Source organism: Kitasatospora sp. CMC57 (assembly GCF_045866025.2).
GTDB lineage: Bacteria > Actinomycetota > Actinomycetes > Streptomycetales > Streptomycetaceae > Kitasatospora.
Map to the genome: position 1 here is coordinate 3,292,096 of NZ_AP035881.2, position 25,440 is coordinate 3,317,535.

The 25,440-nt window shown below is 72.1% G+C and carries 24 protein-coding genes and 1 riboswitch; of the genes, 15 read left to right on the forward strand and 9 right to left on the reverse strand.

Going from position 1 to position 25,440, the window contains the following annotated elements:
* Window positions 1-12: 12 nt before the first annotated feature.
* Window positions 13-149: riboswitch (SAM riboswitch) on the reverse strand.
* Between the two features lie 204 nt (window positions 150-353).
* Entirely contained in the window at window positions 354-1,337 is a 984-nt protein-coding gene (locus ACKUU6_RS14460) for a glucosyl-3-phosphoglycerate synthase (protein WP_407992129.1), read from the forward strand.
* Window positions 1,338-1,465: 128 nt separating this feature from the next.
* Window positions 1,466-2,938, forward strand: coding sequence for an alpha,alpha-trehalose-phosphate synthase (UDP-forming) (locus tag ACKUU6_RS14465; protein ID WP_407988936.1), 1,473 nt, complete (start codon window positions 1,466-1,468; stop codon window positions 2,936-2,938).
* Between the two features lie 3 nt (window positions 2,939-2,941).
* On the opposite strand, the gene ACKUU6_RS14470 is transcribed toward ACKUU6_RS14465, so the two are convergent.
* Window positions 2,942-3,682: an SDR family NAD(P)-dependent oxidoreductase gene (locus ACKUU6_RS14470; RefSeq protein ID WP_407988937.1), complete on the reverse strand. Its 741-nt coding sequence runs from the start codon at window positions 3,680-3,682 to the stop codon at window positions 2,942-2,944.
* Window positions 3,683-3,783: 101 nt separating this feature from the next.
* Complete coding sequence (locus ACKUU6_RS14475; RefSeq protein WP_407988938.1) at window positions 3,784-5,748, reverse strand: hypothetical protein; 1,965 nt, start codon at window positions 5,746-5,748, stop codon at window positions 3,784-3,786.
* 191 nt (window positions 5,749-5,939) lie between these two features.
* On the opposite strand from ACKUU6_RS14475, the gene ACKUU6_RS14480 reads away from it, so the two are divergent.
* From ACKUU6_RS14480 to ACKUU6_RS14500, 5 genes are read left to right on the forward strand one after another with little or no spacing between them, the layout of a single operon-like run.
* Window positions 5,940-7,283, forward strand: coding sequence for an ABC transporter substrate-binding protein (locus ACKUU6_RS14480; RefSeq protein ID WP_407988939.1), 1,344 nt, complete (start codon window positions 5,940-5,942; stop codon window positions 7,281-7,283).
* Window positions 7,280-8,122, forward strand: coding sequence for a carbohydrate ABC transporter permease (locus ACKUU6_RS14485; protein WP_407988941.1), 843 nt, complete (start codon window positions 7,280-7,282; stop codon window positions 8,120-8,122). Before ACKUU6_RS14480 ends, ACKUU6_RS14485 begins: the two co-directional genes overlap by 4 nt.
* On the forward strand, window positions 8,119-8,934 hold the full coding sequence (locus ACKUU6_RS14490; RefSeq protein ID WP_407988942.1) for a carbohydrate ABC transporter permease: 816 nt from the start codon (window positions 8,119-8,121) through the stop codon (window positions 8,932-8,934). Before ACKUU6_RS14485 ends, ACKUU6_RS14490 begins: the two co-directional genes overlap by 4 nt.
* The gene (locus ACKUU6_RS14495; protein WP_407988943.1) at window positions 8,931-10,673 is read left to right on the forward strand and encodes a glycoside hydrolase family 36 protein; all 1,743 of its coding nucleotides are present in this window, start codon (window positions 8,931-8,933) and stop codon (window positions 10,671-10,673) included. Before ACKUU6_RS14490 ends, ACKUU6_RS14495 begins: the two co-directional genes overlap by 4 nt.
* Window positions 10,670-11,665 (forward strand): LacI family DNA-binding transcriptional regulator, encoded by a 996-nt coding sequence (locus ACKUU6_RS14500; RefSeq protein WP_407988944.1) that lies wholly within the window; start codon window positions 10,670-10,672, stop codon window positions 11,663-11,665. Before ACKUU6_RS14495 ends, ACKUU6_RS14500 begins: the two co-directional genes overlap by 4 nt.
* Here ACKUU6_RS14500 and otsB read toward each other — a convergent pair.
* Complete coding sequence (gene otsB, locus ACKUU6_RS14505; protein WP_407988945.1) at window positions 11,662-12,486, reverse strand: trehalose-phosphatase; 825 nt, start codon at window positions 12,484-12,486, stop codon at window positions 11,662-11,664. The two genes, ACKUU6_RS14500 and otsB, sit on opposite strands and share 4 nt — an antisense overlap.
* Window positions 12,487-12,522: 36 nt before the next feature.
* Complete coding sequence (locus ACKUU6_RS14510) at window positions 12,523-12,750, reverse strand: DUF3263 domain-containing protein (RefSeq protein WP_407988946.1); 228 nt, start codon at window positions 12,748-12,750, stop codon at window positions 12,523-12,525.
* Window positions 12,751-12,865: 115 nt separating this feature from the next.
* Here ACKUU6_RS14510 and ACKUU6_RS14515 point away from each other — a divergent pair, with 115 nt between their 5' ends.
* Window positions 12,866-13,222 carry a cupin domain-containing protein gene (locus ACKUU6_RS14515; RefSeq protein ID WP_407988947.1) on the forward strand — a complete coding sequence of 119 codons (357 nt, stop codon included), beginning with the start codon at window positions 12,866-12,868 and terminating at the stop codon, window positions 13,220-13,222.
* Window positions 13,223-13,243: 21 nt separating this feature from the next.
* Here ACKUU6_RS14515 and ACKUU6_RS14520 read toward each other — a convergent pair whose 3' ends face one another.
* Both ACKUU6_RS14520 and ACKUU6_RS14525 read right to left on the reverse strand, forming a co-directional pair.
* Entirely contained in the window at window positions 13,244-14,533 is a 1,290-nt protein-coding gene (locus ACKUU6_RS14520) for an extracellular solute-binding protein (RefSeq protein ID WP_407988948.1), read from the reverse strand.
* 133 nt (window positions 14,534-14,666) lie between these two features.
* Entirely contained in the window at window positions 14,667-15,446 is a 780-nt protein-coding gene (locus ACKUU6_RS14525) for a DeoR/GlpR family DNA-binding transcription regulator (protein ID WP_407988949.1), read from the reverse strand.
* A gap of 160 nt (window positions 15,447-15,606) precedes the next feature.
* Here ACKUU6_RS14525 and ACKUU6_RS14530 point away from each other — a divergent pair, with 160 nt between their 5' ends.
* The 4 genes from ACKUU6_RS14530 to ACKUU6_RS14545 all read left to right on the forward strand — a co-directional run bounded on the left by ACKUU6_RS14530 (window position 15,607) and on the right by ACKUU6_RS14545 (window position 19,739).
* Window positions 15,607-16,518 carry an SIS domain-containing protein gene (locus tag ACKUU6_RS14530; protein WP_407988950.1) on the forward strand — a complete coding sequence of 304 codons (912 nt, stop codon included), beginning with the start codon at window positions 15,607-15,609 and terminating at the stop codon, window positions 16,516-16,518.
* Window positions 16,519-16,661: 143 nt separating this feature from the next.
* Window positions 16,662-17,594: an ROK family protein gene (locus tag ACKUU6_RS14535; RefSeq protein WP_407988951.1), complete on the forward strand. Its 933-nt coding sequence runs from the start codon at window positions 16,662-16,664 to the stop codon at window positions 17,592-17,594.
* The gene (gene nagA / locus ACKUU6_RS14540) at window positions 17,591-18,787 is read left to right on the forward strand and encodes an N-acetylglucosamine-6-phosphate deacetylase (RefSeq protein WP_407988952.1); all 1,197 of its coding nucleotides are present in this window, start codon (window positions 17,591-17,593) and stop codon (window positions 18,785-18,787) included. Before ACKUU6_RS14535 ends, nagA begins: the two co-directional genes overlap by 4 nt.
* A 73-nt stretch (window positions 18,788-18,860) precedes the next feature.
* Window positions 18,861-19,739 carry a class II fructose-bisphosphate aldolase gene (locus tag ACKUU6_RS14545; RefSeq protein ID WP_407988953.1) on the forward strand — a complete coding sequence of 293 codons (879 nt, stop codon included), beginning with the start codon at window positions 18,861-18,863 and terminating at the stop codon, window positions 19,737-19,739.
* On the opposite strand, the gene ACKUU6_RS14550 is transcribed toward ACKUU6_RS14545, so the two are convergent.
* Window positions 19,702-20,595 (reverse strand): hypothetical protein, encoded by an 894-nt coding sequence (locus ACKUU6_RS14550; protein WP_407988954.1) that lies wholly within the window; start codon window positions 20,593-20,595, stop codon window positions 19,702-19,704. The genes ACKUU6_RS14545 and ACKUU6_RS14550 overlap by 38 nt on opposite strands.
* 168 nt (window positions 20,596-20,763) lie before the next feature.
* Window positions 20,764-22,575: a diguanylate cyclase domain-containing protein gene (locus ACKUU6_RS14555; protein WP_407988955.1), complete on the reverse strand. Its 1,812-nt coding sequence runs from the start codon at window positions 22,573-22,575 to the stop codon at window positions 20,764-20,766.
* 381 nt (window positions 22,576-22,956) lie between these two features.
* Here ACKUU6_RS14555 and ACKUU6_RS14560 point away from each other — a divergent pair, with 381 nt between their 5' ends.
* A complete protein-coding gene (locus ACKUU6_RS14560; RefSeq protein WP_407988956.1) occupies window positions 22,957-23,487 on the forward strand; it encodes a flavin reductase family protein in 531 nt (176 codons plus the stop codon).
* Between the two features lie 243 nt (window positions 23,488-23,730).
* Here the strand turns inward: ACKUU6_RS14560 and arfB are convergent, their stop codons facing one another.
* Window positions 23,731-24,162, reverse strand: a complete 432-nt coding sequence (gene arfB / locus ACKUU6_RS14565; protein WP_407988957.1) for an alternative ribosome rescue aminoacyl-tRNA hydrolase ArfB — start codon at window positions 24,160-24,162, stop codon at window positions 23,731-23,733.
* Window positions 24,163-24,224: 62 nt separating this feature from the next.
* Between arfB and ACKUU6_RS14570 the strand changes: the two genes are divergently transcribed.
* Both ACKUU6_RS14570 and ACKUU6_RS14575 read left to right on the forward strand, forming a co-directional pair.
* Entirely contained in the window at window positions 24,225-24,713 is a 489-nt protein-coding gene (locus ACKUU6_RS14570; protein ID WP_407988958.1) for a hypothetical protein, read from the forward strand.
* Between the two features lie 103 nt (window positions 24,714-24,816).
* The gene (locus tag ACKUU6_RS14575; RefSeq protein WP_407988959.1) at window positions 24,817-25,392 is read left to right on the forward strand and encodes a TerD family protein; all 576 of its coding nucleotides are present in this window, start codon (window positions 24,817-24,819) and stop codon (window positions 25,390-25,392) included.
* Window positions 25,393-25,440 lie beyond the last annotated feature (48 nt).

The following is a 25,440-nucleotide window of genomic DNA, read 5'->3' on the forward strand; positions in this document are numbered from 1 at the left end:
CGGAGGCCTCTCTCCTCATCTTCCCCGTGACGCGGTCGCGCCACAGGACGGAATTGGCACCTGTCCCGCCGGATGACCCCTGGGGTCGGCCGTACGAGAAGGTTGCCGGGACTTCGACGGGCCGTTCCCTCAGTCCCTCTGGATGAGCTCTGTGAAGTTGTGGTCCTGCTCTCCGGCCGACCCCGACGTGCGAAGGTCTGACCGCAGTACGAAGACTGTATCCGAAGGCGCCCGGCGGGGAACCGTGCGTCCGAGTCGCGAGATGCCCCGTCCCGGGAGCCCCGTCCCGAGCGTTCGAACCGAGGAGACCAGACGTGCCCGACCAGCCGACCCCGGCCGACCCGCCCGAGGAGCTGCTGCCGGAGGTGGCCGACTGGCTGCGCCGACGCTCCTGGACGGCGGCCGACCGGCCTCCGGCCGACCTGCTCACCGCCAAACGCGCCGCCGGCCCGGCCGGGACGGTCAGCGTGGTGCTGCCCGCGCTCGACGAGGAGCCGACGGTCGGCGAGATCGTCCGGGTGATCCGGCGGGAGCTGATGGAACGGCTGCCGCTGGTGGACGAGATCGTGGTGGTCGACTCCGGCTCGGTGGACGGCACCGCCACGGCCGCGGCGGCGGCCGGCGCCCGGGTGGTGCACCGGGACGACGTCCTGGCCCGGCTGACCGCCGCCCCGGGCAAGGGCGAGGTGCTCTGGCGCTCACTGCTGGTGACCTCGGGCGAGATCGTCTGCTTCATCGACGCGGACCTGCGGGAGTTCGACCCGGCCTTCGTCTCCGGCATCGTCGGCCCGCTGCTGACCGATCCGGCGATCCAGCTGGTCAAGGCGATGTACGACCGGCCGCTCGAGACCGGCCGCGCGGTGATGCCGACCGGGGGCGGACGGGTGACCGAACTGGTGGCGCGGCCGCTGCTCAACCTGCACTGGCCACAACTGGCCGGCTTCGTCCAGCCCCTGGGCGGGGAGTACGCGGCTCGGCGGTCACTGCTGGAGCGGCTGCCGTTCCCGACCGGGTACGGCGTCGAGCTGGGTCTGCTGGTGGACGCGCTCGACCTGGTCGGCCTGGACGCCCTGGCCCAGGTGGACGTGGGCGTCCGGCACCACCGGCACCAGGACGGCCAGGCCCTGGGCCGGATGGCGGCCACCATCTACCGCACCGCACTGGACCGCCTCGACCGCACCCACCGCCTCAAGACCACCCCCGACCTGGTCCACCCCCTGCTCACCCAGTTCACCCGTGATCCGGCCACCCGGGAGTTCACCGCCCACACCCACCCGGTCACCGCCCTGGAACGTCCCCCGATGATCACCGTCCCCGAATACCTCAGCCGGGGCTGACCAGGGGCTCGGGCACTGCGAAGGTGCCCGTCAGGGAGCTCGCCCCGAGCCCCTGAACCGGACGTTCCGAGCCCCTGCGACACCGCTCGGGTGGTTTGGGTCCCCGGGTGCAAGGCAAGGTTGGTGTCATGGCCGATCTCGCGACCGAACGTTCGAATCTGACCGGGGCCGCCCCCATCCTGGTGGCCTCCAACCGGGGGCCGGTGTCCTTCACCGCCGAGGACGACGGCTCGCTGACGCTGCGCAGAGGAGGCGGCGGGCTGGTCTCCGGCCTGTCCGCGATCGACGACCCGTCCGCCGTCTGGGTCTGCGCCGCCCTCTCGGAGGCCGACCGGACGGCGGCCCGCCGCTCCCCCGACGGCCGGCTCGACCTCGGCGGGTTCGAGGTCGGCGGACAGGCCGTCCGGATGCTGGACATCGATCCCGGCACCTTCGCCCGGGCCTACAACGGCGTGGCCAACTCGACCCTCTGGTTCGTCCACCACCTGCTGTACGGGACCCCGGTGGCCCCGGTCTTCGACGACCGGTTCCGCCGCGAGTGGGATTCCTACCGGACGTACAACACGGCCTTCGCCGAGGCCCTGGCCGCCGAGGCGGCGCCGGGTGCGGCGGTGCTGATCCAGGACTACCACCTCTCCCTCGCCCCGGAGCTGCTCCGGCAGCTGCGGCCCGACCTGCGGATCGGGCACTTCTCGCACACCCCGTGGGCCCCGCCCGAGTACTACCGGCTGCTGCCGGACGACGTGGCCGCCGACGTACTCACCGGCATCCTCGGCGCGGACCGCGCGGCGTTCCTGACCCGCCGCTGGGCGCTGGCCTTCGCGGACTGCTGCGAGGCGGTGCTCGGCGCCACCGTGGATCGGGCCGCGCTCACCGTGACGCACGCCGGCCGGACCACCCGGCTGGGCGTGCACGCCCTGGGCGCGGACGCCGACTTCCTCCGCGAGCGCTCCCACCGGCCGGACGTGGACACCCGGCTGGCCACCCTCAAGGAGGCCGTCGGGCAGCGCAGCACGATCGTCCGGGTGGACCGGACCGAGCTGAGCAAGAACATCGTCCGCGGCCTGCTCGCCTACCGGCACCTGCTGCGCTCCCGCCCGGAGTGGCTGGACCGGGTGGTGCACATCGCCTTCGCCTACCCGTCCCGGCACGACCTGCCCGAGTACCGGGAGTACACGGCCGCCGTGCAGCGGATCGCCCACGAGATCAACGACGAGTTCGGCACGCCCGACTGGCAGCCGCTGATCCTGCACGTGAACGACGACTTCCCCCGCTCGCTGGCCGCGTACCGGCTCGCCGACGTGGCGCTGGTCAACCCGATCCGGGACGGGATGAACCTGGTCGCCAAGGAGGTGCCGGTGGTCTCCGACGCCGGCTGCGCCCTGGTGCTCTCCCGGGAGGCGGGCGCGTACGCCGAACTCGCCGAGGACGCCATCACGGTGAACCCGTACGACGTCATCGAGACCGCCGAGGCACTGCACCGGGCCCTCACCATGCCGGCGGCCGAACGGGCCGATCGCACCAAGCGGTTGGCCGCCGCCTCCACCGCACTGCCGCCGCAGCAGTGGTTCCTCGACCAGCTCACGGCGCTGCGCGACTGACCGTCAGGCGGCGAACCCGCCGTCCACACTGATCGCGGCACCCGTGACGTACCGGCCGTCAGGACCGGCCAGGAACGCCACGGTGGCCGCGATCTCGTCCGGCTGCGCGTAACGCCCCAGCGCGGTGAAGCCGTTCACGGTCTCCGCGAACGGGCCCTCGGCCGGATTGGCGTCGGTGTCGGTCGGCCCCGGGTGGACCAGGTTGACGGTGATGCCCCGGGGGCCGAGCTCCCTGGCCAGGCCCTTGACCAGGCCGATCTGGGCGGTCTTGGTCGCCGCGTACAGGGCGAGGCCGGGGAAGACCACCCGCTCGGCCACGTTGCTGCCGATGCCGATGATCCGGCCGCCGCCGGTCATGTGCCGGACGGCCGCCTGGGCGGCCAGCAGCGGCGCACGAACGTTCACCGCCAAGGTCCGGTCCAGCTGGGCGAGTTCGAGCTCCTCCAGCAAGCCCATCGGGAACACCGCCGCGTTGTTCACCAGGATGTCCAGCCGCCCGAACTCGGCGGCCGCCCCGTCCACGGCGGCCCGGACCGCCTCCGGGTCCGCGCTGTCCGCCCGGATCGCCAGGGCCCGGCGGCCGAGCGCCTTCACCTGCTCGACCACCTGCCCGGCCCGTTCCGCGTTCTGCTCGTACGTCAGCGCCAGGTCGGCGCCCTCCTCGGCGAGCCGGAGCGCCACGGCCGCGCCGATCCCCCTGCTGCCGCCGGTCACCAGGGCCACCTGTCCTTCGATTCGGTTCATGTGGACGAGCATGGTCGAGCCGGGCGGCCCGGTCCGGCGGGATTCGGACCTCGCGTTCCGGGGTGCGGTGTCACCACAACCTCCGCACCCCGGAACGCCGTTCAGCCGACCACCGCGACCACGGCGGTCTGGCCCGGCGCCACCTTCACCTCGGCGTAGCTGTAGGTGACGCCGTGCTCGACCTTGGTCAGCGCGGACCTGGTGGTGCCGTTCACGGTCAGCGTCGGGTGGCTGCCGACGAAGCGAGCCTCCCAGGTGTAGCCGCGGGAGGCGGAGTGGTTGGTCAGGGTGGAGCTGGTGGCGCCGTCGTGCCGGAGGCTGACGGTGTCCTTGCCGACCGGGATGTCGTCGACCTGGAGCCAGTCCATCCCGGTGGGCAGCCGGGACTGGGAGGTCAGCCGGCGCGCGGGCGCGTCCGGGTCGAGGCCGAGCAGACCGGAGACGGTCTGGCCGACCAGGGTGAAGGAGACCTCGGGGTAGTCGCCGTTCGGGCCCTGCGAGGCGTTCACGTGCTGGACGTCGCGCTGGTCGTACACGTGCCGCATCCACTTCCAGGCGGTGTCGTTGCGGTTGTTGTTGAAGAAGGTGTCGGGCAGGTAGGTGAACGCCTCGATGTTGGACGGCCCGTCGGCGCCGGCGGCCTGGGCGTCGACGTAGTCCAGGTAGGCGTCGTTGCGCGGGCCGGCGTCGATGATCCTCTTCATCGGCATGAACCAGCTGTTCTCCAGGCCCCAGCCTTTGAACGCGGTGCCGTCGAGGGAGTACGCCCGGACCATGTCGGCGCCTGAACCGGCACCGCTCCACTCGGAGTTGAAGTACTGCTTCAGCGCCACCGCCTGCCGCTCCGCCTCGGCGGCCAGCGCGGTGTCGCCCTTGGCCCTGGCCAGTGAGGCCACCGCCAGGTAGGCCTGGTACTGGGCCGCGATGCCGTCCCCCGCCTCGGCGAGCCGCTCGTTGCCCTGCTCGTTGTAGCTGGCGGTGCCGGAGAAGATGCCCTGGCCGGTGCCCTCGGCGACCTGCACCGGGCCGTTCGCCTTGGCCCCGTCGTGCAGGGCGACGAACTCCTTGGTGGTGTGCCGGTAGAAGTCCCAGAACACCGGGTCCTCGACGTACGCCGCGTCACCGCTCCAGCGGTACGCCTGGGCGGCCTTCTCCACCAGCTCGAACGGGGCGGGCACCTCGCGGACGAAGGAGGCGGGGTTGCGGTAGTCGATGCTCAGGTAGGTACGGGTGTCGAAGTTCTGCGCCCAGACCGGGTAGTACCGGTGCGCCTCGGTGGCCGAGGCCGCGAAGGAGTGCAGCATGCTGCGGTTCTCGGCGGTCAGACCGAGCACCTGGGCACCGACCACCTGGTGCGCCATGTCCCGGGAGTAGTAGCCGCTGCGGTTGGCGTACCCCGCCCAGTAGGACGGGCCGTAGGTGGCGGTGCCGGTACCGGAGCGGTTGTTCTCGTCGACGTTCACCGGGCCGGTCGAACCGGGCAGCTGCACCCAGCTGTTGGCCTTCCGCTTGGCCCAGTCGAACATCTCGACGATCTTCGGGTCGGAGGAGCTGATCCGGGGGTCGGCCGGGGCCGCCGGCGAGATCATCACGTCGTCCACGTTGAGCCAGCCGTCGCCGGACTCGAAGGCGATCTCCAGCCGGTCACCCTTGGCCACCCGGACCCGGCTGACGGTGTGCCGGGAGTACTCGTACCGCGTCGGCACGGTGACCGCACCGGACTCGACGCCGTTCACCCGCACCACGAACCGGCCGTTCGGGCCGCCGGTGGCGATCCAGGCCGAGATGTCGTACCGGCCGGCGGTCGGGGCGGTCAGGGTCTGGCCGACCCGGAAGCCGCGGCCGGCGTCCAGGTACGCCAACTTGGCACCGCCGTGCGGGTAGTTGCCGGCAACACCCGCACCCGAGGTGAACTCCCATCCCCTGGTGCCCAGTTCGAACCCGGGATTGACCACCGTCGGCACCTTCGCGGTGGCGGGGGCTTCGGCGGCCACCGCCAGGGTCTGTAGCACGAGCGGTATCAGCAGTGCGAGAGCGGTGAGCAGCGGCAGTCTGGCGCGTCGCATCAGGTCTCCAGGTCTCTCCGTCGAGGGTGCCGCGACGCTAACAGCGAGCAGGGCCGACTTTCAATGAGGAGGAGCAAGAATTCTTTCTAGCCTGCACGATTCCGAAGAAAGTTTTCATCGATCCATTGCAAGCCTGCGCGGCTCGTTGCTAACGTCCAGGCCGTCACACCCCACCCTCGAAAGGCACCACGATGACCACCCTCAACCGACGCGGACTCCTCAGACTCGGCGGCGCCCTGACCCTGGGCGCCGGGCTCGCCGCCTGCTCGGGCTCCGGGACCGGCACCGACGGCGGTGGCGGTGGCGCCGGCGACCCCCGCAAGGGCGAGATCACGGTCTGGAGCTGGCAGGGCCCGGCCGCCCAGCTCAAGGCGCTGCTGCCGGAGTTCAACAAGACGTATCCGGACATCAAGGTCACCGTTCAGGACATCGGCAACCCGGCGATCTGGGACAAGATCACCACCGGCCTGGCGGCCGGCGGCAGCGGCCTGGCCGACGTGCTGCACATCGGGGTGGACTACCTGCCCGGCTACGTGGAGAAGTTCCCCACCGGCCTGGCCGACCTCGGCCCGCTCGGCGCCGACCGGCACAAGGACGCCTTCGCCCAGGGCCTGTGGCAGACCGTCGCCCCCAAGGGCCGGGTCAACGCGCTGCCGTGGGAGGCGAACTCCGGCGGCTTCTACTACCGCGCCGACCTCTTCGAGCGGGCCGGGGTGGACGTCGAGTCGCTGGCGACCTGGGACGAGGTGATCGAGGCGGGCAAGAAGCTCAAGGCCGCCACCGGTGCCCACCTGCTCGGCATCGACAAGCCCGCCTCGCAGGCCGACGCGGCCAACTTCTTCCAACTGCTGCTACAGCTCCAGGGGAAGTTCTACTTCGACCTGGACGGCGCGATCACGCTGGACTCCCCCGAGGCGGTCACCGCCCTCACCCTGATCAAGAAGATGAACGACGCCGGCCTGGTCAGCGACCTGTCCGGCGGCTGGAGCGCGCTGGAGAACTCGATCAAGCAGGGCACCGCCGCCGTGCTGCCCTGGCCGACCTGGTTCGGCGGCATCATCGAGGGCCTGGTCCCGCAGGAGGCCGGCAAGTGGAAGGTCCGGCTGCCCCCGGCCGTCCGCCGGGGTGGCGCCACCGCCGCCACCGTCAACTCCACCCACCTGGCGATCGCCGGGTCCAGCAAGCAGCAGGCCGCCGCGTGGACCTTCGTCGAGTACGTGCTCACCAAGCCGTCCTCGCAGGTGGCGATCTACCGTGGCAAGGGCATAGCCCCGGCCCTGATGGCCGCGTACGAGGACGCGATCTTCCACGAGCCCTCGGCGTTCTTCAGCGGGCAGAAGAAGGGCGAGATCTTCCTCGGCGCGCTGAAGGCCCCCTCCCCCGCCTTCAACTACTCCGCCGACTACGCCCGCGCGCTCAAGGTGGTCACCGACGCCCAGACCAAGGTGCTGCTCAAGGGCGCCGACCCGGCCGAGGTGCTGAAGCAGGCGGCCGACCAACTGGGCCAGCAGACCGGGCGCAAGGTCGTGCGATGACCCGTCGCACCATGCCCTACCTGTTCGTGCTACCGGCAGTGCTGCTGTTCGCCGCCTTCAAGCTGTACCCGATCCTCGCCTCGTTCCGCCTCAGCCTCTTCAAGCAGTCGGGCGGGGCGGAGACCTTCGCCGGTCTAGACAACTACGCCCGGCTGGTGGGCGATTCGCTGTTCTGGACCGCGCTCGGCAACAGCGCGGTGATCCTGGTCGTCCAGGTCCCGCTGATGCTGGCGCTCGCGACCGGCCTCGCGGTCGCCTTCAACTCTCGTCTCCTCAAGGCCCGTTCGGTGTTCCGACTCGGCTTCTTCCTGCCGATGGTCACCGGCCTGGTGGCGTACGGGATCGTCTTCTCGGTGCTGCTCAACCAGCAGTACGGACTGCTCAACTGGCTGCTAGGCAGCGACATTCCGTGGCTGACCGACCCACTGCTCGCCAAGGTCTCCCTCGGCCTGGCGCTCACCTGGCACTACACCGGCTACAACGCGGTGATCCTGCTGGCCCGGCTGCAGACCGTCCCCACCGAGCTGTACGACGCGGCGGCGGTGGACGGTGCCGGGGCCTGGGGCGCCTTCCGACACGTCACCCTGCCCGGGCTGCGGCCCGCGCTGCTGCTGACCACCGTGCTCTCCACCATCGGCACCCTGCAACTCTTCGACGAGCCCTATGTGCTGACCGGCGGCGGGCCCGACAACGCGACCCTGACGATCGGCATGTACCTCTACCAGAACGCCTTCAAGTACTTCGACTTCGGCTACGCCTCGGCCATCGCCTACGCGCTGGCCCTGCTGATCGGGGCGCTCGGCCTGCTCCAGTTCAAGGTGCTCGGAGGGAAGTCGTGAAGCTCCGCAGTCTCACCCTGACCTGGTCGCTGGCGATCACGCTGGCCGCCGTGCTGGTCCCGTTCTACTGGCTGGTCGTCGCGGCCACCCACAGCACCCAGGAGATCTTCCGCACCCCGCCGCCGCTGGTCCCCGGCGGGCACCTGCTGGACAACCTGGAGAGCCTCCAGGAGAAGGCCGGCTTCGGCCGGGTGGTGCTCAACTCGCTCGGCATCGCCACCGTCTACACGCTGCTGGCCGGTACGGTCTGCACGCTGGCCGGGTACGGCTTCGCCAAGTTCCGGTTCCGGGGCCGCGAGCCGCTGTTCGGCCTGCTGATGCTCGGCCTGGTGATTCCGGCACAGGTGACCCTGGTGCCGCTGTTCCGCCTGATGGCCGAGCTGCGCTGGCTGGACACCTATCAGGCGGTGCTGCTGCCCAACCTGGCACTGCCGTTCGGGATCTTCCTGATGCGCCAGTCGATGGCCGCGCTGCCGGACGAACTGCTCGACTCGGGGCGGGTGGACGGCTGCGGCGAACTGCGGCTGTTCCTCCGGGTCGCGCTGCCGCCGATGCGGCCGGCGCTGGCCGCGCTCGCCATCTTCCTCTTCCTGTTCCAGTGGAACGAGTTCATCTGGCCGCTGATCGTGCTCCGGGACGACGCCTCCCTCACCATCCCGGTCGCGCTCGCCTCGTTGCAGGGCGTGGACGACACCGACTACGGCGCGATCCTGGCCGGCACGGCGATCGCCGCACTGCCGATGTCCGCGCTGTTCCTCGCCCTCCAGCGACACTTCGTGTCCGGGCTGCTCGCCGGGGCGGTGAAGGAGTGACCTCCCTCCACGACGCCGTCACCACGGCCGAATTGGCCCCGGCCGCGTACGAGCCGCTGCTCGACCAGGTCTCGATCGCCGTCCCGGGCGGCCACTGGTCCAGCACCGAACTCCCTTCCGGCATCCGCCTGGTGGCCGTCGAGGCGGGGGGCGGACCGGTCGAGGTCCGGCTGACCGTCCCGCTCGGCGACGCCGCCGGGTACTGGCACCCGCAGGGCGGCTGGCGGCGCACGCTGCCCGCCGACTGGGAGGGCAGGGCGAAGGTCTCGCTGGTGGACGCGCTGGCCACCGGCTGCCTGTTCGACCACGCGGGCGCCACCCTGCTGACCTTCGCGGCGGCCGACCCGGTGCCCGAGGCCCACCTCCGGTTCGGCGTCTCGGAGGAGACCGACAGCTACGTCGTCCAGATCCTGCTGCCGCCGTCCGCCGAGCCGCACCGGCTGCTCTTCGTGCCCCGCTCGCCCACCGTGGCCACGGCCATGCGGGCGCTGCGCGGCTGGTACGCCGCCGGCACCGACGCGATGCCGGTCCCCGAGGGCGCCCGCACCCCGGTCTACTCGACCTGGTACGCCTTCAACCAGCGGGTGGACGCCGAATCGGTCGAACAGGAGGCCGCCGTGGCGGCCGGTCTCGGCTTCGGCGCGCTGATCCTGGACGACGGCTGGCAGCTCGGCGGCCACGGCCGGGGCTACGCGGGCTGCGGCGACTGGCGGCCCGACCCCGCCAAGTTCCCCGATCTCGCCGCCCACGTCGGCCGGGTTCGCGAGGGCGGCCTGCGCTACCTGCTCTGGACCGCCCCCCTGCTGGTCGGCCCGCAGTCCGAGGCGTACCGCCGGTGGGCTCCCACCGTCCCCGCCACCGTGCCGGGGGCCTACGTGCTGGACCCGCGCCTGCCCGAGATCAGGCGGCACGTGGTCGGGCTCTGCGTTTCCCTGGTGCGGGAGTTCGGGCTCGACGGGCTCAAGCTGGACTTCCTCGACGAGGCCATGGTGCACGCCGGCGACGGCGGCCCGGACGTCGGCCGGGCGATGACCGTGCTGCTCGCCGAGCTGCGGGCCGAGCTGGAGCCGATCCGCCCCGGGCTGCTGCTGGAGCTGCGCCAGCCGTACGTCGGACCCGGCATGGCGCCCTACGGGAACATGCTGCGCTCCTTCGACTGCCCGGCCGACTCCACCGCCAACCGGGTGCGCACCATCGACACCGCCTTCCTGGCGGTCGGCGGCGCGGTCCACTCCGACATGCTGCTCTGGCCCCCGGAGGCGCCGGCGCACAGCGCGGCCCGGCAGTTGGCCGGCGCCCTGCACTCCGTACCGCAGGTCTCCGTCCGGCTCACCCGGCTGCCGGAGGAGCACCTCGCCGCGGTGGCGTTCTGGCTCGGGCAGTGGCGACGGCTGAGCGGCACCCTGCTGGACGGCGAGACCGAACCGGGCCGCCCGGACGAGCTGTACCCGGTGGTGCGGGCGGCCGACGACCGGCGGCTGCTGGTCAGCGTGCACGCCGAGCAGGTGGTGCCGGTCGCGCTGGGCCGGTTCGAGGAGCTGGTCCTGGTGAACGGGTCGGCGGCCGACCGGCTGGTCCTGGAGGTGGCCGGTCCGGGCGGTTCGGCCGAGCTCACGGTTCACGGCCCCACCGGCCGTATCATCGAGCGGAGTCGGCTCACGCTGTCGCCCGGCCTGCACAGCCTGCCGGTGCCACGCTCGGGCCTGGCCACTCTCACCAGCTTGGAAGGGACGGCATGAAGGTCGGGATCACCGAACTCGCGGCGCGCGCGGGAGTCAGCGAGGCGACCGTCAGCCGGGTGATCAACCGACGGCAGGGGGTCGCCAAGAAGACCCGGGACGCGGTCGAGCAGGCGATGGCCGAGCTCGGCTACGAGCGGTCCACACCGGGGCAGTTGGTGGCCGTGCTGACCGAGCACATCTCCAACCCGTTCTTCGCGGACGTGGCCGAGCGGATCGAGTCCGCGCTCGCCCCGCACGGGCTCAAGATGGTGCTCTGCCCGGCCTTCCCCGGCGGTGTGCAGGAGCGCGACTTCGTCACCGCACTGGCCGACCGGGGCGTCGCGGCGGTGGTCTTCCTCTCCGCCAGCAACACCCTGGAGGGCGCCGACACCGAGACGTACGAGCTGCTGCGGGACCGCCGCATCCCGTATGTCGGCGTCAACGGCCAGTTCGAGGACGGCCATCCGGCACCGGTCTTCTCCACCGACGACGCGCTGGCGGCCGAGCTGGCGGTGGACCACCTCCACCGGCTCGGCCACCGCAGGATCGGGATGGCCTCGGGCCCGGCCGGGAACCACCCGGCGGACCGGCGGGTGGCGGGCTTCCTGACCGCGATGACCCGGCGCGGCCTGGCCGACGCCGAGCAGTGGGTGATCCGGCAGTCCTACACCGTCGAGGGCGGCCAGGCGGCGGCCGCCGCCCTGGTCCAGCGGGGGGCCACCGCGATCGTGGCGGCCAGCGACTTCATGGCGCTCGGCGCCATCCGCGGCGTCCGGCGGCAGGGCCGCGCGGTGCCCGAGGACGTCTCGGTGGTCGGCTACGACGGCACGATGATCACCGAGTTCACCGACCCCCCGCTGACCACGGTCCGCCAGCCGGCCGACCGGCTGGCCCTTGAGGTCGGCCGCAGCGTCCTCGCCCTGGTCGCCAACCGGCCCGTGCCGGTGGGCGAGCTGCTGTTCGACCCCGAGCTGGTGATCCGCTCCACCACCGCGCCGCCACCCGGCTAGAGCCGGGCGGCCAGCAGACCGAGCAGCTCCGCCACGCCGGCCGGGCCCGGGACCAACAGGTCGGCCCGGTCGGCCAGTTCGGCCACCTGCGCCTCGCCGGTGGTGACCGAGCTGCACACCAGCAGGGCGGGATGCCCCTCGGTGCGGCGCCGCTCCAGCGCGTCGTAGGCCGGGAGGTCGCCGAGGTCGTCACCGGCGTAGAGCACCGGCCCCGGCGCCCGCTCGGACAGGAAGGCGGTCAGGGCGCCACCCTTGTCGACCCCGGGCGGCCGGAGCTCCAGCACGTACCGGCCCGGCTCCACCATCAGCCCGTGCGCGGCGGCCAACTGCTCCAGCGGGGAGCGGAGTTGCTCCAGTACGCCCTGCGGGTCGGTGGTCCGGCGGGTGTGCACGGCCAGGGCCCGGCCCTTGTCCTCGGTCCAGGTGCCCTCGGGGGCGCCCGCCTCGGCCAGCAGCTTCGGGAGTTCGGCCCGTACGGCGGCGACCCCCGGCGGTGGCGCCGGGGAGGTGAGCACGCCCGCCTCCCAGCGCTCGGCGCCGTACTGCCCGAGCACCGTGAAGCGCTCCAGTCCGGCGAAGCCGCCGTACTCCACCGCGACCGCCGCCGGACGGCCCGTCACCACGACCACGGCACCGACCCGGGGCGCCAGCGCCGCCAGGGCGGCCACCGCGGCCGGATCCGCCCGCGCCTGATCGGGGTCCCCCACGATCGGCGCCAACGTTCCGTCGAAGTCCAGCGCCACCACCGCAGACGCCGGCTCGGCCAGCAACGCGGCCAACCCGGCTCGACCGGCGGACGTACTCGGCTCAGGAATACCCATGCTTCGACCATAGGTGACGCCGGGGGCTCGGGGAACTCAGCGTTCGGCGCGCTTCGTCTCGCGGACCCGGCGGAGCCGGTTGACCAGGACCGGGGCTTGGGCGAGCGCCTCCTGACGGTCCAGCAGCCGGTTCAGGATCTGGTAGTACCGGGTGGCGGAGAGGTCGAGCTCCTCCCGGACGGCGCGTTCCTTGGCGCCAGTGGTGCGCCAGGTGCGGCTCTCCAGGGCCAGCACCGCCAGCTCGCGTTCGGTCAGCTCGGACATGGTCGGGTTCACCTCCACTCGGACCGACCGGTCTTACGGGGTGTCATTCTGCCCGTTCGGGCCGACACAGTGTGCCGCCCCCGGCACCCGGACGGGGGCGTTAGCGTCGGGTGCCATGACCAACAGTTTCGCGCTGCACATCCCCGACGCCGACCTCGAACCCGACCCGCTGGACCCGGCGCAGATCGTCTCCGGCACCCCCGAGGTCTCCGGGAAGGTGGTCTGGGAGTCGCCGGACGGCCGCCGGATCCGTGGCGTCTGGCAGATCACCCCGGGCGTGGTGACCGACACCGAGGCCGACGAGATCTTCGTGGTGATCAGCGGCCGGGCCACCATCGCGTTCGAGAACGGCACCGTGCTGGAGGTCGGCCCCGGCGACCTCGCCGTGCTGAACGAGGGCGACCGCACCACCTGGACGGTCCACGAGACCCTCCGCAAGGCGTACGCGATCGACCTCGGCCCCACCGGCTAGGGCCCGTCCGGTGGACTGGCCCTAGCCCTGCTTGCGGGCCTCCGCCGCCGCCTCGGCGGCGGCGGTCTGCAGCCGCGCCAGCGTCTCGGCGCCGCCGTCCTTCACCGCGCCGCCGATCTCCTTCTTGAGCTGCTCGCTGACCTTCGCCCAGGACGGTTCGCCGTACGGGTAGAAGCGCGCGTCCGGGAGCGCGTCCAGGAACGGCTTGAGGTCGGCGTGGGCGCTGTCGGTGGTCATCTGGAGGCGGGCGTCCTGGGTGACCGGCAGCATGTTGTAGGTCTCGTAGAACTTCAGGGTGTTCTCCTTCCGGTACGCGAAGGAGAGGAACTTCTTGATCTCGGCGCGGTGCCCGTTGGCCTTGAACGCCATCATCCAGTCGGCCACCGCGAACCCGGCCGCCTTGCTCCCCGGGTCCTTGCGCGGGATCTGGGCGAGGCCGTAGTCGATCTTCGCGGCGACCGCCTTCTGGACCAGCGCGGGGTGGCCGTTGAGCATCGCGACCTTGCCCGCCGCGAAGTCCGCGAACGCGGTCTTGCGGTTCACCGTCCCCGGTTCGCCGTAGGTGAGACCGTCCTTCACCAGGTTGGTGCGCAGCCACTCGAAAGTGGCCCGGTTGGGCGCGCTGTCGATGCTGTAGTTGCCCGCGTCGTCGGCCAGTCCGCCACCGCCGCTGGTCGTCCACATCAGCGACTCGGCCTGCGCCTCCTCCGGGCCGAGCGGCAGCCCGTACGGCACCACGCCGGGGACCTTCTGCTTGATCAGCTTGGCGTCCTTGCGCAACTCGTCCCAGCTGGTCGGGGGTTGAGAGATGCCCGCCTTCTCGAAGATGGCCTTGTTGTAGAAGAACGCGCGCGAGGAGGCGATGAACGGGATGCCGTACTGGCTGCCCAGCACCTGGCCGGCCTTGGCGAAGGCGTCGATCGTGTTGACCTGGGCGTCGATGGTGAGCACGTCGCTCACCGGGTAGAGCCGCCCGGCCGCCACGTGGTCGGCGTAGCCGCCGGTCTGCAGCATGTCGGGGATCCGGCCGCTGCGGATCAGCTCGGCGACGCGCTTGTCGATGTCGTCCCAGCTCACCACTTCGAGCTCGACCTCGATGCCCTGGTTGGCCTGCTCGAAGCGCTTGACCAGGTCGTTCCAGTACAGGGTTGAGCTGTTCGCCGGGCTGTCGCCGTAGTCGGCCACCACCAGGCGCAGCGTCACATCGCCGCCGGAGCCGAGCACGCTCGACCCGCAGCCGCCGGCCAGCAGCGCGGTGGAGACGGCGAGCGCCGTCAGGGGTAGGACGGGCTTCCGGACGGCGCTGAACAACGGGGGACCACCTTCGGGGGGAGGAGGAGCGTCGGCCACCCTCTCAGCACGGACCGCCAGTGGTCCAGACCTGTAACCGGAGGAGTTACCCAATCTCCGCCGCCGTTGCGCCCCGTGCAACAGCGGCCGCTGTTCAGACCGCGATCACCCGGACTCCGGACTCCGTGAAGGCGGCAGCCAGTTCGGGCCCGATGCCGGTGTCGGTGACCAGCACCGAGACCTCGTCGAGCCCGCAGATCCGGGCGAACGCACGGCGCCCGAGCTTGGACGAGTCGGCCGCCACCACCACCCGGCGGGCCCGGTCGGCGAGCAGCCGGTTGACACTCGCCTCGCCCTCATTGTGGGCGGTCGCGCCGTGCTCGGCGTCGAGCGCATCCACTCCCAACACCGTGATGTCCAGGGCCAGTTCGTTGAGCACCAGACAGGCCAGCGGGCCAATCAGCTCGTACGACTGCGGCCGGGCCACCCCGCCGGTGAGCACGATCTTCACGTGCGGGCGGACCGTCAGCTCGTTGGCGATGTTGACCGCGTTGGTGACGATGGTGACACCCTGTCCGGCACCCTCGGGCTCAGGCCTGACCGCCAGCGCGCGGGCCACCTCGGTGGTGGTGGTGCCGCCGTTCAGGCCCACCACCTCACCGGGGGCGACCAGTTCGGCCACCGCCGCGCCGATCCGCTGCTTGGCGTCGGCGTTGCGCGCGGTCTTGTAGCGCAGCGGCAGGTCGTAGCTGACGTTGTGGGCCACCGCCCCGCCCCTGGTCCGGGTGACCATCTGCTGGCGGGCCAGCTGGTCGAGGTCGCGCCGGATGGTCGCGGCCGACACCTCCAGCGCCTCGGCGGCCTCCTCGACCTCCAACTTGCCGTGCTCGGTGAGCAGTTCCAGCAGCGCGTTCCACCGCTCGTACCTGGACACGCAGAGGCCGTCCCTTCCAGTCCGGAGCCGCCGTGCGACGGCGGGGTCAGCTTCCCACAGGTTCCACCGAGCGAACCGGTCTTGCGCAATCGTGCTCGAAACCTCTATAAATCAAACAGCTTCACGCATTCTACTCCGGAGCACTTCCGAAGGAGCCCGCATGCCCTCCTCCTCACTGACCGCCGAGGAACTCGCCACCCAGCCCGAGAACTGGCGGCAGGCCGCCGCCCTCGCGCCTGCCGCGGCACCCGTCCTGCCGCAGCGCGGCGAGCGGGTCGCGGTGATCGGCTGCGGCACCTCCTGGTTCATGGCGCAGTCCTACGCCGCGCTGCGCGAGAGCGGCGGGCACGGCGAGACGGACGCGCTGGCCGCCTCGGAGTTCCCGGCAGGCCGCCGGTACGACCGGGTGGTGGCGATCACCCGCTCGGGCACCACCACCGAGGTGCTCGAACTGCTGGAGCGGCTCAAGACGCCGGCCACGGTGCTCACCGGCACCGCGGGCAGCCCGGTGTTCGAGGCGGCCGAGCAGACCGTACTGCTGGACTTCGCCGACGAGCGCTCGGTGGTGCAGACCCGGTTCGCCACCACCGCGCTCGCGCTGCTGCGGGCCCACCTTGAGCTGGCGGGGGCGCTGCCGGCCGGCACCAAGCGGATCGCCGAAGCGGCCGAGGACGCCGAGGCGGCGGTCGCCTGGGAGGTTCCGGGCGAGCTGGTCGCGGCCGAGCAGGTGACCTTCCTCGGCCGGGGCTGGACGTACGGCCTGGCCCAGGAGGCCGGGCTGAAGATGCGCGAGGCGGCCGGCGCCTGGACCGAGTCCTACCCGGCGATGGAGTACCGGCACGGCCCGATCGCGATCGCGGCCCCCGGCCGGGCGGTCTGGGCCTTCGGCGAGCTCCCCGACGGACTGGCCGAGCAGGTCGCGGCGACCGGCGCGGCACTGGTGCACGAACCGGGCTCGGACCCGCTGGCCGACCTGATCCGGGCCCAGAAGCTCGCCGTCGCCACCGCCGAGGCCCGCGGCCTGGACCCGGACCGGCCGCGCGCGCTGACCCGCTCGATCATCCTGGCCTGAGGGAGGGTCCCGACCCGAGGAAAGGAAGGCGCCGACCAAACACCCGCAAACCACCCTCAACGCGATAACCTCACCACCCTGGACCAGACCAATCACGCAACTGGACTAGACCTCTCCGACATCGTCAAGGGAAACTGTCCCCCGTGAAGCACGTCATCGCACTCGATGTAGGCGGCACCGGCATGAAGGCCGCGCTGCTCGCCCAGGACGGCTCCGTGCTGTTCGAGGCACGCCGACCGACCGGGCGGGAGCACGGCACCGATGCCGTCGTCGCCACCATCCTCGACTTCGCCGCCGAACTGGCGGACGAGGGACGCGCCCGCCTCGGCAGCGCTCCCCTCGCCGCCGGCGTCGCCGTACCGGGGACGATCGACGAGCAGAACGGGATCGCGGTCTTCTCCGCCAACCTCGGCTGGCGGGACCTCCCGATGCGCAAGCTGCTCGGCGAGCGCCTCGGCGGCATCCCGGTCGCCCTCGGCCACGACGTCCGCTCCGGTGGCCTGGCCGAGGGGCGGATCGGCGCCGGGCAGGGCGTGGACCGCTTCCTCTTCATCGCGCTCGGCACCGGCATCGCCGGGGCCATCGGCATCGGTGGGGGAATCGAGGCGGGCGCGCACGGCTACGGCGGCGAGATCGGCCACGTGGTGGTCCGCCCCGGCGGACCGCGGTGCGGCTGCGGCGCCCGGGGCTGCCTGGAGACGCTGGCCTCGGCCTCCGCGGTCTCCCGGGCCTGGGCCGAGGCGAGCGGTGACCCGGACGCCGACGCGGCGGCCTGCGCCACCGCCGTCGACGCCGGGGACGAACGCGCGATCGCGGTCTGGCGGAACGCCGTCGAGGCACTCGCCGACGGGATCGTGCTGGCCCAGAGCCTGCTCGACCCCTCGACGGTGATCGTCGGCGGCGGCCTGGCCGAAGCCGGTGACACGCTCTTCACACCATTGCGCGCAGCGGTCTCCGAGCGGCTGACCTTCCAGATGCCCCCGAAGGTCGTACCGGCCATGCTCAGAGACACCGCCGCATCCCTGGGCGCAGGCCTGCTCGCCTGGGATCTGCTCTCCATGGAGGTGACCGCGTGACCGCACGCGAAGGATCGGCGGCTGCGCCGCGGGGTACTGCACTGGCCGGCGCCCGGCTGGTCCTGCCGGGCGGCGTCGTCGAGAACGGCCGGCTGGCGGTCGAGGGTTCGCGGATCGCGGGACTCGGCGGTGAGGCCAGGCCCGGTGACGTCGACCTGACCGGCTACACGGTCGTCCCCGGTTTCGTGGACCTCCACGTGCACGGCGGTGGCGGCGCCTCATACGCCTCCGGCATCGCGGAGGAGGCGCTCACCGTCGCCCGGACCCACCTGGCGCACGGCACCACCACCACGGTCGCCTCCACCGTCACGGGCGAGATCGACGAGCTCTGCCACCAGGCCTCCGTGCTCTCGGAGTTGGTCGAGGACGGCGTGCTGGCGGGCATCCACTTCGAGGGACCGTTCATCTCGCACCACCGCTGCGGCGCGCACCGCCCCGACCTGCTCCGCGACCCGGACCCGGCGCTGGTGCGCAAGCTGGTGGACGCCGCCCGCGGCGCCGCCAGGATGGTCACCCTGGCACCGGAGCTGACGGGTGGTCTGGAGTCGGTCCGGATGCTGGCCGACCTCGGCGTGATCGCGGCCGTCGGGCACACCGACTCCGACTACGCCAAGACCCTGGAGGCCGTCGAGGCGGGTGCCACCGTGGCGACCCACCTGTTCAACGCGATGCCGGGCATCCAGCACCGCGCCCCGGGCCCGATCGTCGCGCTGCTGGAGGACGAGCGGGTCACCGTCGAGCTGATCAACGACGGCGTGCACCTGCACCCCTCGGTGCTCGACCTCGCCTACCGCACCGCCGGTGCGGAGCGGGTCGCGCTGATCACCGACGCGATGGGCGCGGCCGGCATGGGCGACGGGCTCTACCCGCTCGGCCCGCTCCAGGTCCGGGTCGATGACGGCGTCGCCCGGCTGGTCGAGGGCGGCTCCATCGCGGGCTCCACCCTGACCCTGGACGTCGCCTTCAAGCGCTCCGTCACCGTCAACGGCCTCTCGCTCAACCAGGCCGTCACCTCGCTGTCCACCGTCCCGGCCCGGCTACTCGGCCTGGCCGACTCGATCGGCTCCCTGGAGACCGGCAAGAACGCCGACCTCGTCGTACTCGACTCCGAAACCCACGATCTCGTCGCGGTGATGCGCCGCGGCGAGTGGATCGTCGGCGCGGACCGTCTCGCCAAGGCCCACGCGGCCTGACCCCCGGTCACCCACCGGGTAGGTGAGCAGCGGTTCCGCGTCCCCGCTGCCCACTTACCCCTGGGGGACACCCATGCCCGCTGCCCGTACCGCCGACCTGCTCGCCGCCGCCGTCGCCGAAGGCCGGGGCCTGCCCGCCTTCAACGTGATCACCCTGGAGCACGCCGAGGCGATCGCCGCCGGGGCCGAACTCTCCGGCTCCCCGGTCGTGCTGCAGATCAGTCAGAACGCCGTCGCCTACCACGGCGGGCGGCTGCTCCCGCTGGCCCGGGCCTGCGCCGAGATCGCCGCCGCCGCGAAGGTCCCGGTCTCGCTGCACCTCGACCACGTCGAGGACTTCGACCTGCTGCGGGCCAGTGCCGCCGCCGGGTTCAGCTCCGCGATGTACGACGCCTCCGCGCTCCCGCACGCCGAGAACGTCAAGCGCACCGCCGAGGCCGCCGAGTGGGCACACCGGCACGGCCTGCACCTGGAGGCCGAACTGGGCCGGGTCGGCGGCAAGGACGGCGAACCGCCGCTCTCCCCGCACGCGCCCGGCGCCCGCACCGACCCCGCCGAGGCGGCCCGCTACGTCGCCGAGACCGGGGTGGACGCGCTCGCGGTGGCGGTCGGAAGTTCACACGCGATGACCACGCGGACGGCCCTGCTGGACCACGACCTGATCCGCCGTCTGGCCGAGGCCGTCCCCGTCCCGCTGGTGCTGCACGGCAGCTCGGGCGTGGCCGACGACGAACTGTCGGCCGGCCTCGCGGCCGGCCTGGTCAAGGTCAACATCGGCACCGCACTGAACACCGCCTTCACCCCGGCGGTCCGCCAGCACCTCGCCGAGGCCCCGGCCGTCACCGACCCGCGCAAGTACCTCGCCCCGGCCCGCACGGCGATGACCGGGGCCGTAGCCCGCCTGGCGGCGGTGGTCAGCTCCCCGGGTAGGAGTTCACGCTCATCGGCGTGAGCGCGACCTGGTCGACCAGGATCGAGTCGCTGCCCCCGGCCGGGACCGACACCGTGATGGTGTTGGCTCCGGCCTGCAGCTCCGGCCATATGTTGGTGCTGTACCAGGCACTGGCCGGGTCCACCCCGGTGCCCGAGTAGTTGTTGAGCGAGATGCCGCCGTCCCGGGGCTTGCCGTTCACCGTGACGCTGCCCTTGAGGTTCTGGCCGGTGTTGTTGAAGTGCAGCCAGAACTTGTACGTGCCCGCCGTCGGCACCGAGACCGTCCAGGACACCGAGGAGCCGTTGGTCAGCGTCAGGTAGCCGCCGTCCGCCGACTTGGCGCCCTTCACGCTGTTGCCCGAGGGGGCGTTCTGGCCCTGGAGCTTGCTCGCGTCGGCGATCGGGTCGGTGCTCGCCGTCGGAGTGGCCGAGGCGGAGGGCGAGGGGGACGCGCTCGGGCTGACGACCGGGGCGGCGGTGCTGCCGGCGGCCTTGTCGGCGGGCTTGTTCGGGTCACCCATCGAGAGGGCCACCCCCGCGCCGATCGCGATCGCGGCGACCACCGCGACGGCGCCGATCACCACGCCCTTGCTGCGCCCGGCCGGCTGCTGCTCGCCCGGCTGGGGGCGGGAGTGCTCGGCGTACCTGGTGTGCTGCTGCGGCAGCTGCGCGGTGGGCTCCATCGGCGGCAGCGGCGCCCGGGGCGGCCGCGCGGCCTGCTGGCCGTACTGGGCGCGGCCGACCTCGACCGGGCGGGAGTACGAGTCGCGGGGCTGGCTGGCCGCCTGCTCGCCCTCCGCAGGTCGGTAGAGGTACGCGAACGGGTCGTCCTGCGCCGCGTCCTCGGGCGCTCCGTTACTGCCGGCCGTTGTCACCGGTGGTCAACTCCCCATCGCAGCAGCACACCGTACGGCGACCGAACGCCGTACGGGCAAGTGAACGCTCGTACCGGGGGAACCCTACCTGCCGGGGAGGACCCGGTGGAAAGACGGTTCGGAGCCCGGACGGTCAGTGGTACCGACGGCGGAACCATACCGGCCGGTTCACCCCGCGCGCCGGTGCGAACGCTCTCCCCGGGCGCCCCTGGCGGGGCCGCCGCGCGCCCGCTTCTCGTCGTACATCCGCTCGTCGGCCACGTGCAGCACCTCCTCGATGCTCATCCCGCAGCCGGCCCAGCCGATGCCGAGGCTGACCCCGACCCGGGCGGTCCTGTTGTCGATCCGCATCGGCGGGATGATCGCGTTGCGCAGCCGTCCTGCCAGGTCCTTGGCCTCCTCGCGGCCGATCCCGTCGGCCAGCACCACGAACTCGTCACCGCCGAGCCGGGCCACCGTGTCACCCTCACGGACCACCTGCTGGAGCCGTCTGGCCACCTCGATCAGCACCCCGTCGCCGGCCTTGTGACCGAACCGGTCATTGATCGACTTGAAACCGTCCAGGTCGCAGAAGATCACCGCGAGTCCCTTCTCCGCCGCCCCGGGCCTGGCGGAGCCGCCCCACAGCTCGCCCCCACCCGGCAGCTCGGCCGGGATCAGCGCGTGCACGTGGTCGGCCGGCACCTCGGAGCACTCCCGCGGCCGGCCGAGCTGCTCCGGATCCGGGCCCGGCTCGAGCCCGAAGCCGTCAGGCGTCCCATAGCCGTGCGGCAGCGCGACCTGACTCCCCTGACCCTCGAACGCGCTGTGCGCTCCGTACGAGGCCGCCTGACCGGCGTACGCGGGCTCTGTGTCGTGCCGCTCCCGCTCCGGGTGCGCGGCGGGCGTGCCCGGCGCCTGGGAACAGAGCCGGCGACCCAGCCGGGTGCGCAGCTCGGCACTGTTCGGCAGGCCGGTGAGGGCGTCGTGGCTGGCCCGGTGGGCAAGCTGGAACTCGTGCCGCTTGCGCTCCTCGATGTCCTCGACGTGGGTGAGCAGGAAGCTCGGGCCCTCCGCCGCGTCCGCGACCACCGAGTTGCGCAGGCAGACCCACTGGTAGCCGCCGTCCCGCCGGGACAGCCGCAGCTCGGCCCGGCCGCCCTCGGCGCTGGTCCGTCTCAGCAGTTCCAGGTCGTCGGGGTGCACCAGGTCGGCGAACCGCTGCTGCCGCAGGGTGGCCCGCGGGCGGCCGAGCAGTCGGCAGAGCGCGTCGTTCACCCTGGTCAGGTGGCCGGTCCCGGCCCCGTGCAGCTCGGTGATGGCCATCCCGCTCGGCGCGTACTCGAACGCCTGCCGGAAGCTCTCCTCGCTGGCCCTGAGCGCCTGCTGCTCCTTCTCCAACCGGGCCAGTGCCCGCTGCATCTCGGCCCGCAGCCGGGCGTTGCCGATCGCGATCGACGCCTGGAGCGAGAACATCTCCAGCGCCTCCCTGGTCCACGCGCCGGGCCGCTTGCCGCTGCGCGGCCGGTCCACCGACAGGACGCCGAGCAGGTCTCCCCCGGCGCTGTACATCGGCGCGAGCAGGATGTCCTGCGGGTGCCAGTCGTTGGTGTACACCGGCAGCGGGCCGTCCCCGGTCCAGGTCGGGATGTCGCTGCCGATAGCCCAGCCCCGGTCGTACGGGAGGAAGCGCAGCGTGCCCCAGTGGTCGCTGACGCTCAGCATCCGCTCCCAGGACTCCCGCGAGCCGACCTGGCCGAGCAGGACGGCGGGGCCGCCGAAGGCGCTCTCCTCCAGCTCCCAGACCGCCGCCACCACCAGGTCGCCGTCCGGCCGCACCAGGCTGACCGCCGCCGCGTCGAAGCCGAGCCCGTGCACGGCACCCTCGACCACGGCCTGGAGGGTCCCGGCCAGGCTGCGGGCAGCGTTGAGGTCCGCCACGACCCGGTGCAAGGTGCGGAGGGTCGCGAGGCGGACGTAGGGCTCCGACTCGGCTTCCATGCGGGGGCTCCCCGGCTGCTTCGGATAGTTCTTGATGGTTATCGTCCGATTGCCAGAAGAACTGAATCACAGGGAGCACAACGTTCGGCACGCTCGGTCAACAATAGGTCACCACTTGTGACCCAAATCACACAATGCACATGACCGAAACCGCAGCTCATGCCCCCTGGCGATGACATCTCCGGACAATCGCGACCAATGGGTGTTCGGTCGTCCACGGCCGGAGCTGAAGGCCGCCGAGAGCCGGGAGGCCGCGCACCGTCACCCCCACGGGTGAGGGCGACGCCCGGCCGGGTGGGACCGGCTCAGCCCTTCGGCCCAGCGGGACCTACGACCACGGCCCGATGCCGCCCACCCGCCGGGCCGACTACCGTGCGGTACGTGCAGACGTCCCCGCAGTCCCCAACCACCAGCCCGGCCGCGACTCCCGAGGAGTTCCGCGCGGCCCTCGGCCAGCTCGCCTCCGGCGTCGCCCTGGTCACCGTCCACGACCCCGAGGACGAGGAGGACGCCGGCATGACGGCGACCTCCTTCCTGTCGGTCTCGCTGGAGCCGCCCCTGGTGCTGGTCTCGGTCCGCGAGGACTCCCGGATGGACGAACTGCTGACCCGCACCGACCTGTGGGCCGTCTCACTCCTGGGCGAGGCCCACCGGACGATCGCCTCGCGGTTCGCCATGAAGGGCCGGCTGAGCGACCGTCTGCTGTTCGCCGACACCGCCCACCACCCGGGACCACACACCGGGGCACCCCTGATCGACGGAGCACTGGCCACGGTCGAGTGCCGCACCGTCCAACGCATCCCGGCCGGCGACCACGTCCTCCTCCTCGGCCACGTCCTCGCCGCCGAGGTCACCGCCCCCGGTGCCCGGCCCCTGCTCTACCACCGCGGCAGCTACCACCACCTCGCCTGAACCACCGCCCCCGGGGCTCGGGGCCGCACCCGAGGCACGCGGCACAGTGGCACGACCCAGGGGCTCGGGGAACTGCGAAGCCGACCTCGGAGAAGATCACCCGTGCGCACACGGCCAGGCACTTTCGCAGTGACCCGAACGCCAGATCTCCTCGCCCCCGCGGCGGAGCCGCACATCAGCAGAGCCCCGAGCCCCTGGGTCGTGCCACTGAGCCGCCTGCCCACAGCAGCGCCCGGACCACAGCTAGTCCGCCGCTGGCCTGCTGCGGCCCGCCTTGAGGTCGGAGCGGTGACGCTTGTTCGAGAGGCGGCGTTCGATCATGCCGCGGGTGGGCTTGGTCTTGCGGCGGGTCTTGGGCGGCGGGGCGGTGGCTTCGCCGAGGAGGGCGGCCAGCCGCGCCGCGGCGACCTCGCGGTTGCGCCACTGCGAGCGGTGTTCGGAGGCCCGGACCACCAGGATGCGGCCGTCCACCAGGCGGGTGGCGAGCCGTTCGAGGGCGCGGTCCTTCCAGACCTGCGGCAGGGCGTCCGAGGCCGCCAGGTCGTAGCGGAGCTCGACCTGGGTGTCGGAGGTGTTGACGTGCTGGCCACCGGGGCCGGAGGAACGGGAGAAGCGCCAGACGAGCTCGGCGTCGGGGACGACGACCGATCCCCGGACGCGGATGGGCTCGGGCATGAGCCCATCATCTCGCGCCGGTGCGGCGCGGTCACCAGGTTTACGCCTGGGAGAATGAGCGTGTGATCGAGCTCGGCTACGCCCTCTCCAACCGCTTCCCCGACCCTCCGCAGACGGACTACCGGACCGCGCCGGTCCGCAGCCTGCGGCACGACCTGTTCTGCGGCGACGTCTACCTGGACGCGGACGGCGCGGAGTTGTCCACAGCCTGGGGATGGGTGCCGGTGCTGGACTTCGCCTGGGCGCTCTGCGACACCGTCGAACAGCTCGACCAGGACCCGCGCGGCAGCCGCTCCGCCGCCGTGCAGACCTTCGATCTGGACTTCACCCAGAACACCGAGCTGCTCCGCTTCGCCCGCCGGTTCGGCCTGGTGGAGATCAGCGCGACCTGGCTGCCGGACGAACCCATCGCGGTGGTCCGCCACGCCGACCTCCGGCGGGAGGCCCGGGACTTCCTCCAGGACGTCCTGGCCGACCTGTTCGACCTGCACGAAGGGCTGGCCGACAACCCGAACATCTGGACGGTTCAGGGGAAGTTTCCCCGGGTCTGAGCGCTCGTCAGCCTCCTGGCATGAGAAATTGGCGGCCGCGGCTGGAACCACCGGCCCCGCCGCTCGCGTTCTTCCGACAGAAGCAACGAAGGGACACCACACCATGCCAGTGAGCCTCTCCAAGGGCGGCAACGTCTCGCTCACCAAGGAGGCCCCCGGCCTCACCGCGGTCAACGTGGGCCTCGGGTGGGACGTACGCACCACCACGGGTGCCGAGTTCGACCTGGACGCCAGCGCCATCGTGCTGAACGCGGAGGGCAAGGTGCTGTCCAACGGGCACTTCGTGTTCTTCAACAACACCAGCGCGCCCGACGGCACCGTCGTGCACACCGGCGACAACCGCTCCGGTGAGGGCGCCGGCGACGACGAGGTCATCAAGGTCAACCTGGCGGCCCTGCCGGCCGAGGCGGCCCGGATCACCTTCCCGGTCTCGATCTACGACGCCACCACCCGGGGCCAGAGCTTCGGCCAGGTCCGGAACGCCTACATCCGGGTGCTGAACCAGGCCGGCGAGGCGGAGATCGCCCGCTACGACCTGAGCGAGGACGCGGCCACCGAGACCGCCATGATCTTCGGCGAGCTGTACCGCAACGGCGCCGAGTGGAAGTTCCGCGCCATCGGCCAGGGCTACGCCTCGGGCCTGGCGGGCATCGCCCAGGACTTCGGCGTCAGCATCTGACGGTCCGACCATGAGTGAGGGGCGCGGGGATCGATCCCCGCGCCCCTC